11 protein-coding genes are annotated in these 13,621 nt (G+C 34.1%); 3 read left to right on the top strand and 8 right to left on the bottom strand.

The annotated features are described in order from the left end of the window. Positions 1–9 precede the first annotated feature (9 nt). Both QZU81_RS06060 and QZU81_RS06055 read left to right on the top strand, forming a co-directional pair. The gene (locus tag QZU81_RS06060) at positions 10–1,032 is read left to right on the top strand and encodes an AI-2E family transporter (protein WP_295590342.1); all 1,023 of its coding nucleotides are present in this window, start codon (positions 10–12) and stop codon (positions 1,030–1,032) included. Beyond that, the gene (locus QZU81_RS06055) at positions 1,033–2,823 is read left to right on the top strand and encodes a DNA-directed DNA polymerase (protein WP_295590341.1); all 1,791 of its coding nucleotides are present in this window, start codon (positions 1,033–1,035) and stop codon (positions 2,821–2,823) included. A 23-nt stretch (positions 2,824–2,846) separates the two neighbouring features. Here QZU81_RS06055 and QZU81_RS06050 read toward each other — a convergent pair whose 3' ends face one another. The 5 genes from QZU81_RS06050 to psmB form a co-directional block, all read right to left on the bottom strand. Beyond that, complete coding sequence (locus tag QZU81_RS06050; protein WP_295590337.1) at positions 2,847–5,126, bottom strand: hypothetical protein; 2,280 nt, start codon at positions 5,124–5,126, stop codon at positions 2,847–2,849. A 220-nt stretch (positions 5,127–5,346) separates the two neighbouring features. Continuing rightward, the gene (comC, locus tag QZU81_RS06045) at positions 5,347–6,375 is read right to left on the bottom strand and encodes an L-sulfolactate dehydrogenase (protein ID WP_295590334.1); all 1,029 of its coding nucleotides are present in this window, start codon (positions 6,373–6,375) and stop codon (positions 5,347–5,349) included. A gap of 27 nt (positions 6,376–6,402) precedes the next feature. Continuing rightward, on the bottom strand, positions 6,403–7,422 hold the full coding sequence (purM, locus tag QZU81_RS06040; RefSeq protein ID WP_295590330.1) for a phosphoribosylformylglycinamidine cyclo-ligase: 1,020 nt from the start codon (positions 7,420–7,422) through the stop codon (positions 6,403–6,405). 89 nt (positions 7,423–7,511) lie between these two features. Next, on the bottom strand, positions 7,512–9,425 hold the full coding sequence (locus QZU81_RS06035; RefSeq protein WP_292826982.1) for a beta-CASP ribonuclease aCPSF1: 1,914 nt from the start codon (positions 9,423–9,425) through the stop codon (positions 7,512–7,514). Positions 9,426–9,556: 131 nt separating this feature from the next. Beyond that, on the bottom strand, positions 9,557–10,171 hold the full coding sequence (psmB, locus tag QZU81_RS06030) for an archaeal proteasome endopeptidase complex subunit beta (protein WP_292826985.1): 615 nt from the start codon (positions 10,169–10,171) through the stop codon (positions 9,557–9,559). Between the two features lie 180 nt (positions 10,172–10,351). Between psmB and QZU81_RS06025 the strand changes: the two genes are divergently transcribed. Further along, a complete protein-coding gene (locus QZU81_RS06025; RefSeq protein ID WP_295590327.1) occupies positions 10,352–11,080 on the top strand; it encodes a class I SAM-dependent methyltransferase family protein in 729 nt (242 codons plus the stop codon). On the opposite strand, the gene cofG is transcribed toward QZU81_RS06025, so the two are convergent. Genes cofG through mptA form a run of 3 tightly spaced genes read right to left on the bottom strand, consistent with a single transcriptional unit; the run spans position 11,025 to position 13,555 of the window. After that, the gene (gene cofG / locus QZU81_RS06020) at positions 11,025–12,158 is read right to left on the bottom strand and encodes a 7,8-didemethyl-8-hydroxy-5-deazariboflavin synthase subunit CofG (protein ID WP_295590324.1); all 1,134 of its coding nucleotides are present in this window, start codon (positions 12,156–12,158) and stop codon (positions 11,025–11,027) included. The two genes, QZU81_RS06025 and cofG, sit on opposite strands and share 56 nt — an antisense overlap. A 3-nt stretch (positions 12,159–12,161) precedes the next feature. Next, the gene (locus QZU81_RS06015) at positions 12,162–12,602 is read right to left on the bottom strand and encodes a DUF2120 family protein (RefSeq protein WP_295590321.1); all 441 of its coding nucleotides are present in this window, start codon (positions 12,600–12,602) and stop codon (positions 12,162–12,164) included. Positions 12,603–12,613: 11 nt separating this feature from the next. Continuing rightward, positions 12,614–13,555, bottom strand: a complete 942-nt coding sequence (gene mptA, locus QZU81_RS06010; RefSeq protein WP_292826997.1) for a GTP cyclohydrolase MptA — start codon at positions 13,553–13,555, stop codon at positions 12,614–12,616. Positions 13,556–13,621: the final 66 nt, after the last annotated feature.

The raw sequence follows: 13,621 nt of genomic DNA, 5'->3' as shown, positions 1-13,621 counted from the left end.
GTTGATAAGATGGCAGTTGACATTAAGGAGCATTTATCTTTCCCAGTTTTATTGGTTATTTTCTTGTTAATTTTATCTTTAATGTTCGTTTTTCCAGTTTTAAAAATGATTATATTGGGAGCCATTTTGGCTTATGGAATTAGGCCGATTGCCTTGAAGATTCAATCCAAGCTAAAATATTCTTCTGTTTCTATTTTGCTTGCGATGGTTCTTGTCTTAATTCCATTGGTGCTTCTGGTGGGATATATCACATATGAAATGTCATCACTCATAACATCAATGCTTGCAAGCAGCTCATACATGGAATTCAATGCCTCCCTATCTCAATTTATAACCTATTTGCCTGTAGAAGGTGATCCTACTTCTGTTTCCACATATTTAAATAATTCATTCGAGTCCATTTCAGGATTCTTATTGAATTATTCTGCAACAGCCTTAAGCAAATTTGCCAATATCACTTTAGATTTGTTTATTTTGGTTTGTTCAATATTTTATTTTGTTCGTGATGGTGGCAGATGTTTTAATTTTATTAGAGATTTTGTCCCTGATGAATCCAAGGAATTTTTTGACAATACTGTCGAATCTGTAAAGGATGTTTTGAGAAGCATATTTTATGGTCACTTTTTAACATCAGTGATAATTGGTATTTTTGGATGCATCGGATATTCCATTTTAGGTTATCCTTTTGGAATCTTTTTGGGGGTCATTACAGGCATTCTGCAATTGATTCCTGTTTTTGGACCTTGGCCTATATATTGGGCGTTATTCTTCATAGATGTGTTAGGTGGAAATTATCCTCGTGCAATAATTGTTTTACTGTTCGGATTTTTCCTGAGTACTGTTGATATGTATATAAGGCCGGCGCTTTCAAGCCATTATGCAGACATACATCCGTTAATCTTGCTTGTAGGATTCCTGTCTGGACCTTTGGTTTATGGAATTGTTGGTTTTATTGTAGGTCCTCTAATATTGGGAGTTACCTATGTTGTATTGGATAGTTACAGAAAAGAATATCTTATTGGGGATGAATAAATGCAGAGAAATGTCGTCATATTGGATATTGATTATGTTACTTATGAAGATAAGCCTGTAATAAGGCTATTTTCAAAAGATGGGGATAAAAACATAGTTTTAATAGATGATACTTTCGAACCGTATTTATATGTGATGTCCGATGATTTGGACGAATGCATAACTGAAATTGAAGATAATCTGGAAGTTGTCAGAATTGATAAAGTTCTAAAAAAGGATTTCCAAATTGAAAAGGAATTTTTAAAAGTCACATTCAAACATCCTCAGGAACTTGCAAAAAATAGGGATAATCTAAGAGATTTAGAAAGCGTAATTCAAATAAGAGAATTTGACATTCCGTTTTATAGAAGGTATCTGATGGATCGTGACGTAATACCTATGACTGAAGTTGTTGCAATTGGGGAAAAAATCGATTCGTTTCTAGATTTGGATTCGAATAAGGATGATGTGGAGATAATTAAGCTCACAGAAGGTTTGAAACGTGTTCCTGATTATCCTCATGATTTTCGTATTTTAAGTTTTGACTTGGAAGTTAGAAACCCTCATGGAATGCCAAACTCTGAAGTTGATGAAATTATCATGATTGGTGTTGCAAGCAACTTCGGTGTCAATCAGGTAATCTCAACCAAAACAAATTCCTGGGAGAGGGATGACTTTGTAAATCAAGTTGCATCTGAAAAGGAAATGATTGAGGAGTTTGTCCAGATTATTAAGGATAATAATGTTGATATTCTGGTCGGTTATAATTCAGACAACTTCGATTTTCCGTACCTTAAGGATAGGGCAAAGATTTTAGGTGTTGATTTGGATATCGGAATGGACGGATCAGATATTCGTTTTATCAGAAGAGGCTATGCAAATGCAGCGTCTTTTAAAGGTTTGATTCATGTTGATTTATATTTGGTGATGAGAAGATACATGACTCTTGAAAGATACACATTAGAAAGGGTCTATTATGAACTGTTTGGAGAGGAAAAAATTGACGTTCCCGGCGATAGGATTTGGGAGTTCTGGGATAATGGTGGTGAAGAGCTAGATAACTTGTTTGATTATTCTTTGGATGATGTAGTTTCAACATTAAAAATTGCAGAACAGACTTTACCGCTCAATCTTGAACTTACCCGTATTATAGGCCAACCTTTATTTGATGTTTCACGTATGGCGACAGGCCAACAGGCAGAATGGTTTTTAGTAAAACAGGCTTATTTTGATGAAGAGGTTGTTCCAAATAAGCAAGGCGCAAACTTTGCCAACAGGGCTGCAGCAGAAGATAATGAAGGTGGTTATGTAAGAGAACCTGAAAAGGGTTTGCATGAAAACCTTGTTCAGTTCGACTTTAGAAGCCTATATCCAAGCATAATCATTTCAAAAAACATATCTCCCGATGTAATGGTTTTGGGGGATGTTGAAAATGAGGATGAGTACAATATTTCTCCGGAACATGGCCTAAAATTTAAAAAAGAGCCGCAAGGTTTTATTCCATCAGTCATCGATAAAATCTTGCAGGAGCGTTTCAGAATCAAACGTGAAATGAAAGCTTCAGATGATGAAACTGAAAGAAAGGCTTTGAATGTTCAGCAGCAAGCCATAAAGCGTCTTGCAAATACAATGTATGGTATTTATGGTTTTCCACGATTCAGATGGTATTCCTTTGAATGTGCAAAGGCAATTACTTCATGGGGAAGGCAATATATCAAATCTTCAATAAAAAAAGCGGAAGAATATGGTTTCTATACAATATATGCTGATACTGACGGTTTTTATGCTAAGTATATAAAAGAAAAAAAGTAAGAGAAAGTTAATTCTCTTTGAATTTATTTTTTGGTTATTTTTATAGTTGATTTTGCAGCTTTTGCAACAACATATTTGTTTGCAGAACTAACAACAACTTTATGGCTTCCAACTGTTAAGGATTTGACATTGAGGTTTGCAATTCCTTTTGAATTGGTTTTCACTGTGTATGTTTTGTATTTTTTACCAGTGTAAACTTTGATTTTTACTTTAACTCCTTTAATTACTTTTTTAGTTTTTGTGTTTTTCACAGTAACCTTAAAGTATTTTTTAACGCCTTTTTTAGCAGTCAATTTTGTAGGAGTTAATTTAGCCGGAGCTTTTTTAACAACGATTTTTGATGTAACCTTTTTAAGTGCAAAGTTTTTAGTAGCTCCACTTGTCACTACAACTTTGTAGGTTCCAGGTTTTAAACTGTCTAATCCTAAATTAATTTTACCATCAATTCCGGTATTTCCTTTGTAATTGTAGTATCTGCTAGAGGATACATAAACTTTAATATTAAGTTTAGCATCATAAATCGGTTTTTTAGCGCTGTTGGTTAATTTTACAGTAAAGTATTTTCCTGCTTTATAATAAGTAGTTACTTTTGGAGCACTTGCTTTTGCAGTTATTTTTTTATTTGATATGGTTTTAGTAACTGCTTTGGCGCTATATCTAGGATCTTCGTTAACTACTTGCACTGTGTGTTTTCCAACGGTGACAATTTCAATTACTCCAGTTGTAGTTTGTGTAATGAATTGTTTATTCTTACTTTTATCATATTTTATTAATACAATAGCTCCTGGAACTTTTTTACCAGTTAATTTATTTGTAACTGTAATTTTTCCAGTAGTGCTTATGGTATATTTTATTGGAATTTTTTTAACTGTTACAGCTCCGGTATGTTTGGATGCACTGTAACTAACAGATTCATTTAATGATGTAGCAACTGAATATGATCCTGGCATTAAATTACTGATAGGAAGTTCAAAGCTGCCTTTTGAATTAGTTGATATGATATTTACTCTGACTGTTGTATTATTTGCACCGGTAGTTGTGAATGTAATTTCTTTACCTGCGCTGTCAGTCATTTTAAAGTATACTGGAACGCCAACTAATGGTTTGTTGGTTTCTGCATTTACAACAGTGATTTTAACATTTTTGTTTGTTCCAAAGTATTCACTATATTTTTCAACTGATACTTTTGCATTGACTTTTTTAATATTTATAGTTCCAACGTATTGTCCTGTAAATCCGCTTCCTGCGGAAACTGTTACATTGTAGGTTCCAGCAGGAGCATAGATATCAGTGTTAATTATAATTAAACCGGGATAGAAATTAATATTTTTAAAGGTTGCAATTCCGTTTTCATCGGTTTTGATATTTTTTGTTGTACTTAATGATATACTATTTCCACCAGTTTGTTTGATATCCCAATAAATGGTTGATTTGTTGTATTGTCCGTTAATTGATATTGTTTGATTGGACATTACTTTTGTTTCATTATAAAAATCAACAACTTTGAAAGTGAAATTACCGTCTTGGTAATATGCTTCAGAAATTATTGGAATAATTTTAATAGCTGTAACTCTTTTTAATTTTGTAGTTGTTGTAAGAGTTTTGCCGGGAATTCCTGAATAAGTAATTGTAATATCCTTGGAAGTAATGTTTTCTACACTCTCAGGTATGTTAAATATTAATTTTCCATTTTCAAATCCTGAGGGGGATATTCTCACAGAGTCATCCCCAGAACCTACACGAATATTAAATCCAGTTCTAGTTAAACTTTTGGTATCTACATCATTAGTGACTGTGACAGGTATTTCAGCTTTATTTGACTGGTCTACAGTTCCCTCACTTACTTTGATTTTGTAATCTCCAACTATTGATAGAATAATGTTTTTTGTAGAATTTTTGTAAATATCATTTCCTAAATAAGTTATAAGTAAGCTGTGATTACCACTAGTTAAGTTTTTGGAAAGTTTTATTTCATCGTTTGAGTATGTAAAATTTAATTGTTCTGAACCTTTACTAACTTTAAGGTCCCCTTTTGAAACACTAATAGGTTTAGACGCATTGTCATTCACGGTCACAGGAATCTTTTGATCCTGTCCCTTTTCTATTCTTACATTATCGTCTGAAACAATTTTAGTGTCTATTGTTGGTGCCGCACTTTCATTTGCAAGCACGACATCGGATCCGTCATCTGCTGAAACAACATCATCTACATCAGCAATTTCACTAGCGCAGACGGACCCTACACTTATTAATAGAAATATTGCCATTACCATTAATAAGACATAAGAGTTTTTAAGTTTCATAACTTTTTATCCTCCTTTTTAAAGAATTCATTAAGAATAAGTTCATTTTTTGTACTAATAATTAGTTTTCTAAACATTATATATTTATGTACCAGGTCTATATAATCATTTTTGTTTTATTTGTTACAAATTCAAATGGATTTTAATTCCATTCAACGATAAGAATATTGGGTAATGTCGATAGGTTCATAAAAAAAAGAATTTTTAAGAAGAATAGTATTTATTCTTCTAAGTAGGAATCCAAATCGATATCTAAATCATCACAGATTCCTTTTAATTGTTCATATAATTTTTCATCAATTGCCACACCATTGGTTTCAGCTTCAGCAATTCTTTTGACTTCCAAATCACCAGGGATGGCAACGTTTTCACCGGTAGCTCTGACTTGTGCAACAAAATCTTCGGTATGTGCTTTGAATTCATCAAAGTCTCCGAATTTTGAAGGGTCAATAACTACATATAAATCTCCTTTGGTACAGTCCTTATCTGGAGATGCGGTACCTGTAACTCCATGACCGTATCCAGCCTGTACTAATGGTCCGGTTAAGATTTCAATTAATAATGCAAGTGCATATCCTTTAAATCCACCAAATGGTAAGATTGATCCTTTCAATGCTTCCTCCGGATCATTGGTTGGGTTTCCATCTGCATCTAATGCCCAGCCATCAGGCAAATCCATTCCTTTTCTTTTTGATTCGATGATTTTACCACGTGCAGTGACTGAAGTTGCCATATCTACAGTAATGTATGAGTCTGATGGAATTCCTAATGCAAGAGGATTGGTTCCGATTAAAGGTTCTTTACCTCCTAAAGGTGCAATAGCCGGGTCAGTATTTGCAAGCACTAAACCGATACAGTTTTCTCTTAATGCCAAATCGGAATAGAATCCAGTAACTCCAAAGTGATTGGTATTGTGAACACCAACACATGCAATACCCACTTCTTTAGCTTTTTTGATTGCAATCTGCATAGCTTTGTAAGATACAGCTTGTCCAAATCCGCTGTTACCGTTAATTAATGCAATAGCCGGAGTTTCTTTTTCAATAGTGATATTGTCTTCTAAATTGATTGTTCCTGCTTTAATACTAATGAGGTATTGTGGGAATCTTCCGAGCCCATGTGATGTAAATCCTTTTAAGTCTGCATCAATAGTAGCCTCTGCCACTAATTCTTGATCTTCTTCGCTAGCTCCTAATTCCTTTAATATTTCCTTTACAAGAGCTATTTCCTTATCTTTCATTATCTTCATTTTATCACTCCTTATTAGTTAATTAAATCAGTATTCAATTTCAGATCCTTCAAATGCTTTGACAGTAATCTTTTCATCATCAGTTACGCTACCGATGATTTGGCAATTGCAGTATTCTTTTAAAGTATCCATGATTTTATCTGCTTCGCTTTCTTCGCAGATGACAACAAAACCGACACCCATATTGAAAACTCTGTACATTTCCTTGATGTCAACATTTTGTTCATAAATAAGTTTGAATATTTCCGGAACTTCAGGGAGGTTGTTGATGTCATATCCTACACCTTTTTTCAAACGTCTAAGATTTGTAAATCCGCCTCCGGTAATGTGTGCAAGTCCATTGATATCATATTCTTTTTCAAATAGTGCAACGATAGGTTTAACGTAAAGCTCAGTTGGTCTGATTAATTCTTCACCAACAGTAGTCTCACCATTAGGCATTTTATCATCAACAGTCAAGCCGGCATCATCGAATAATGCTTTTCTAGCTAAACTGTATCCATTGGAGTGTATACCGTTACTTTCAATACCAATCAAAACATTTCCAGGTTGGATATTTTCTCCGGTAATGATTTTATCGATATCTACAAATCCGATTCCAGTTCCTGCAAGGTCGAAATCTTTAATTATTCCCGGAAGGGATGCTGTTTCCCCACCAATAATTGCGATTCTAGACTCATTTGCTCCTTTGACAAGACCTTCAGCAATTTCTGCTGCTCTTTCAGGATCAGGTTTTTCAACAGCAAGATAATCAACTAATGCAATAGGTTCTGCACCGACACATAAAATGTCGTTGACTACCATTGCAATACAGTCAATACCAACTGTATCGTATTTGTTCATCATTTCAGCAATTAAAATTTTACTTCCAACACCATCAGTACTCATTGCAATAGCTTTATCTCCTAATCTGACTAAAGCGGCATAATGACCACTGTCGGTAATAATATCTCTACATTCTAATGTTGATTTAAGTTTGTCAGCTAATTTTGAAACTGTAACTGCTTCTAAATCAATATCAACGCCTGATTCTGAATAAGTAACCATATTTACACCTATTTAAAAATAAAATTAAATGTTGTAAAGATTTTACAACATTATCCATAATAATATTATGTTCCAATTAGTATTTATTATTAATGAATTCTTACGCAATCTAAATTGATTGGAGTTTTGGTCTCAATTTTGTAACTTCTATGAATTGAGGACGCAAGGTCCACAGTTTTATATGGGTCTCCGTGACAGGTAATGACCTTTTCAGGTCTTGGATTGAGTCTTTTGACATATTCCATTAATTGTCTTCTATTTGAGTGACCACTGAATCCATTAATTGTTTTGACTTCCATTTTAACATGGAATTCACGTTTTCTTCCATCATCGTCTTCAAGTGGAATCTCTTTCCAGCCTTTTTGAACTCTTCTACCCATGGAACCTTCGGATTGATATCCTACGAAGATTAAGGTATTTCTTTCATCTTCACATAACCATTTGAAGTATTCGACAGAGTTTCCACCGGTTAACATACCTGATGTAGATAAGATAATTGCCGGTTGTCTGCTTTCAACAATTTCTTTTCTTTGATCATAATTTTGAACTTTTTCAAACATTTCTGAAACAAATGGGTTTCTGCCCATGTGGAATATTTGGTCTCTTAAGTCTTTGCTCAAGTACTCTGGTCTTGCGGTATGGATTGCTGTTGCTTCCCAAATCATTCCATCAATGAAAATTGGTACTTCTTCGATTAATCCATGTCTCATGTATTCTTCTAAAACGACCATAAGTTCCTGTGCCCTTCCTACTGCAAATACTGGCACTAACACTTTTCCTCCACGTTTAAGTGTTTTGTAGATGGTTTTCATCATTTCTTTTTCAGCATTGTTTCTTGAAGGTTGCACATCTTCTCTTCCACCATAAGTACTTTCCATAATAACTGTTTCAGCACGTGGGAAACGAATTGTTGCAGGTTCCAATAATCTGGATGGTTCGTATTTAAAGTCTCCTGTATATACCAAGTTGTGAGCTCCGTCTCCAATGTGCATATGGGAGATTGCTGAACCTAAGATGTGTCCTGCATTATGTAATGTTAATCTTATATCCGGGGAAATGTCGGTTACTTCACCATAATCCAAAGTTATTGTATTTTTAATTGCTTGTTTAACATGTTTGGATGTGAATGGTAAAGGGTTGCCTTCTCTGTGGGCAATATCTAAATGATCGAATTGTAAAAGAGTAGTCAAGTCTCTTGTTGGGGTTGTACAGTATACAGGTCCATCATAACCGTAATGGAATAAGTATGGTACAAATCCGCAGTGATCTAAGTGAGCGTGAGATATGATAACTGCATCTAATTCTTCAATTGAAAATTCAGGTGCATTCAAGTATGGGAATGCATTTTTATTGTCTGATGCAGCAACGTTAACACCACAATCTAATAAAACACGACTGTTAGGTGTTTGTAAAAGCATTGATGAACGTCCGACCTCTTTAAATCCACCCATTGAAGTAACTCTTGCCCAGTCATTAGGATATTTGCTTCCTTGGTGAATTTGACGTCCAAGACGTTGTAATAATTTTTTTCTGTCTTTACTGCTATTTTTTTGAATAGTTCTAATTTTTCCAATGATGTCTGAACTTATTGGAGGAGTTCTTAAGATTTTAGGTGCCCATCCAGTATTTTTTACAATGTTTCTTGATGTAACACCATATTTTCCAATAACAAGTCCTGGTTTTTTAGCAGTAATGACCACTTCACAGGTAACTGTATCAAAGTAAATATCAGTAATTTCAGCACCATCTGGAACTATTTCATGAATTTTATTGATAGTTTCTTCAGGTTCGAGTAAAGCGCTTTTATCTGACCTGATGATAATTCTCTTCCTGAGTTCTTTTGCAAGTGACCTTATTAGGTCGCCATTTTCTGTTATAATTTCCGGATTTTTGGTATAAACTACTACTTCCGGCCCTTCAAATTCCACCTTTGAAACTTGAATTTCGTTTGGTAGTTTTTGCAAAATCTCTTTTTTAATATTCTCTAAAATATCTGAAGTCATATAATCCCTTCAAAAAAAGTGAGTGTATTAGAATAGTTTATGAAAAGCTTTAAGCTATAATTAGTTAATTTTCATAAACTATGTACACCATTTATATAAAAAAATAGTTAGTTATGAAAAATTAGTTTTGCTTATATTTTATCCAAAATCTCTTTAATTTTTTCATTATCTAACATTTCAAAGCCGTCTTTGTCCACTTTAGCGACTAAGTACCCGTTTCCTGAGTAGGTGTCACGTTCAGCAGCAGCTCTGATAGCTCTTATGGCTATTTCAATTCCTTCGTCAGTTGTCAAGTCATCTCTAAATCTGTCTTCAAGAACTCCGTAAGCTACGATAGATCCTGAACCAGTTGAAATGTAAGTGTCTTCAATCATACCACCTGCTGCATCCAAGGAGTAAAGAGATGGTTTGTCCCCATCCATTCCACCAAGTAATGTTTGAACATACATTGGTCCGGAACGTAAGATATTTGCGGTTAATGAAGCTGCAGCTTTAACGCTGATTGAATCATTGTTTCTCATTTGGTATAATGAGACTTCTGCTTCAATAACTTTCATTAAACTTTGAGCATCTCCAACAGATCCAGCAATGGTTGTTACAATGTGATCGTCAATTTTAAATATTTTTTCTGCTACTTTGTGAGCTACAAGGTTTCCCATACTAGCTCTTCTTTCGCTTGCAAATACAACTCCGTCTTTGCATGTAATTCCGACGGTTGTTGTACCTTCTAGTATCTTATCATCCATTTAAATACACCTCATATAAGTATTTAAAATATCTAATTTCAACTACTCATAGGTTATTAACAAAATAAATTAATGTTTTACTATTAATTTTATTTAAAATCAGAATCAATAATTAGTATAAACTAACAATATTAATATTAGCTATTTGCATATATAAACTTTTCTTTCAAGGGTGACTAAATGAAATATAAAAAAATTGGAGATATTTTAATTTTAGATAATAGCTATCCAAAAGAGGATTTTGAAAGTTTATCTAAAAAACACCATGTTAAAACAATAATGAAGATTAATCATATTCAAGGAACCAAAAGAGAACCAGTTTATAAAATTCTTTATGGAAGCGAAACCGAAACGATCAATAAGGAAAACGGCTGCTTATTTAAACTTGATTTGGCAAAGGTCATGTGGTCTAAGGGAAATAACAATGAAAGGTTGAGAATTGCCAAATTGGTTGATGATGATGAAACCGTCATTGACATGTTTGCGGGCATTGGATATTTCTCCATTCCTATTGGTGTTCATGCAAATGCGAAGGAAATAATTTCCATCGAGATAAATCCCAATTCCTATGAGTTTTTATGTGAAAATATCAAATTGAATAAATTGAACAATATAACTCCTATTTTGGGGGACTGTAAAATTGAAACTCCCAAATTCAAGGCCGATAGGATCATAATGGGTTATGTAAAAACAACACATCATTACCTGAATGTTGCAATAAATAGTTTGAATGAAGGCGGAATTCTTCATTATCATGAAACGGTTCCGGAAAAGCTGATGGATACAAGGCCTTTGGACAGAATCATTTCTCAGGCTAACGGTCGTGATGTTGAATTGTTAAAAATAAATAAAATTAAAAAATATGCTCCTGGTGTGGAACACATTGTTGTCGATGCAAGGATAAATTAGAAATCTTTTCCAATATAATATCGTTTAGCCATTCATTGTTGACGTATTTTTCATAAACGCATAATCTTTCGATTAGTTCAAATCCTGCATCTTCGGTTAATTTTTCAAGCTCATCGATTCCAGGCCACGGTGATGTGATATTCACATAATCCGGGCTCACGGGTGAAACTCCTCCCCAATCATCAGCTCCACATAGCAAAAATATTTGGGCAGTGTCATTGTTTAAGTTAGGAGGAACCTGAATGCTGACGTCGGTATCTCCAAACAATAGTGTCCCGGCAATCACGGTTCTAATCATATCCAAAAAGCTTGGTTCCGGCCAGTATTCCATTTCAATTCCAGGTATTGGTGTGAAATTTTGAATGATGACTTCCTGGATATGCCCATAATTATCATATAAGTCACGAATGGCAAGTAAAGATTCTGCAACTTCCTCTTTTGTCTCACCAATTCCAATTAAAATGCCTGTGGTATATGGAATTTTAAGCTTTCCTGCATTTGCTATTGTTTCAAGCCTTAATTCAGGATTCTTTCCAGGACTTTTTTTATGAGCCGGCAGTTCCATCAATCTGGATGATGAATTTTCAAGCATTAAACCTAATGATGCATTGACTTCCTTCAATTTTTTCAAATCATCAAAACTGAAGTTTCCACCATTGGTATGGGGCAGCAATGTTGTCTCATCCAATGTCATTTGACAAATGTCTACAATGTAGTCAATCATTGAATCATAGCCGTATTCGGCTAACTTTAGCTGAACGATTTCCTCTTCGTCGGCATCTTCACCAAAAGTAAAAAGAGCCTCTTTACAGCCATATTTTTCAGCCTCTTTTAAGCTTTCTAAAACCTCCTGTTTGGTTTTAAGGATTATGGCTTCGGGATCATCAGGATTCTTTTTAAAATTACAGTATCCACAGTCATTCCTGCAAATTTCAGTCAATGGTATGAATACATTTTTAGAATAAGTAATAAGATTATTCTCCCTATATTGCACAGTTTGAGACATGTAATTTATTATCTCGCCGTCTGTAGCATTCAATATTTGGAGAATATCTTCTTTTGTTAAATTTGAGTTCATTATTTACACTTCACGTTCGGAGACGGTAACTTCAACATAAAGTGGAGGAAGTTCATTTTTATCTTCCCAGATAGCAACGACAACATCAAAAGATGGCAATTCAAACACTTTATATCCAACGACAAGCCCCATTGATTCAAGTTCGTCTTTCATTCTCATGAAACCATGTTCATCAATATCAGCAGCATCGTTTACACTTTCTTTTATGTGTTTATCTCCAGATTTGAGAATATCTGTTATCTTATCTGAAGAAGCATCTATTTCAGTTCCGCCTAGAATTTCACCTATTTCCGTAAGTTTGGCGTCAAATTCAGATATCGGAACAACGGTTCTTGATCTTCCCCTTACAATCAATATTTTATTATTATTTATTGCAGGCCTGGAACCTTTAAATGAATCAAAAAAGCCCATTACCTGTCCTGCAATTTCATAAGTTTTTTTCATTAAATCAAGTCCTATTGAATGTTTAATTCTTCTCTTAATTCACCGAATGTTGTTACTTTTTCTGCAAAAGCATTGTGTCTGTGGATACTTTCCTGATTTTCCTGACGTGCTGTGATTAAAGTATCATCAGGCAAGTTCGGATATGTTTCCACGATTTTTTCCATCATGTTTCTAACGCAATCCTCAACAAAAACAGGTTTTCTGTGAGCGTTCAATACAGTTGCGTTTTCATCAGGTCTTTTGAGTAATTCACAAACAGGTGAGCTCATTGAACTTTCAATAATATCGATTAAATCTTCAGCTTTAATGGCTTTATCTTCAGGAACTTCAATTAATATGGTTCCTACGCCTCTTTGGTTGTGTGAAGCAAAAGTAACTGTATCTAAAACTTTTTGTGTAGTTTCTTCATCTAAAAATTCTAATAATTTGTTCTTATCAGATTCTTTTACGGATTCTTGTGCACATGGACACACGGTCATTCCAATAACTTCAGCACCAATGCTTTTTCTAATTTCAACAGTGCCGTCATCTTCTCTGATTCCAACAGCTTTAGCTATTAATTTAGCCATTTCTTGGGTTTTATTTTTAGTCACTGGTGACTCTTTCATGAACATAAAATCAGTTGTCATGGATATTTCGACACGTCTTGCATATTCATGTTTGGTCATCATTTTATCAACAATTTTTGCACACAATGATTCAATATCTACTGTAGAATCTTCAGCAACAGTTTCGAGAACTTCACTAATTGCTTCCGGGTTCCTAGACATATGCACGCCTTTTTGATCATTTGGTAAGTCTACAAATGCATCAAAAGTAGGTAATAGAATTATTGGTCTTTTATTTATTCGTTCTAATTGTAATAATTTTTTAACTCCAGTCACGCCCACTCTTGTTAATTTTATAGGTATACTTGGAGCATCGTCTTGAGTATCGGGTAAGCAAACTGCCAATTTCATAACCTCTTTTTTGTTTATAAATATATTATTTATTGTTCTTTTTTATTTATATAGTTAAAT

Source organism: uncultured Methanobrevibacter sp. (genome assembly GCF_902770715.1).
Lineage (GTDB): Archaea > Methanobacteriota > Methanobacteria > Methanobacteriales > Methanobacteriaceae > Methanocatella.
This window is presented reverse-complemented; position numbering and strand designations above follow the sequence as displayed.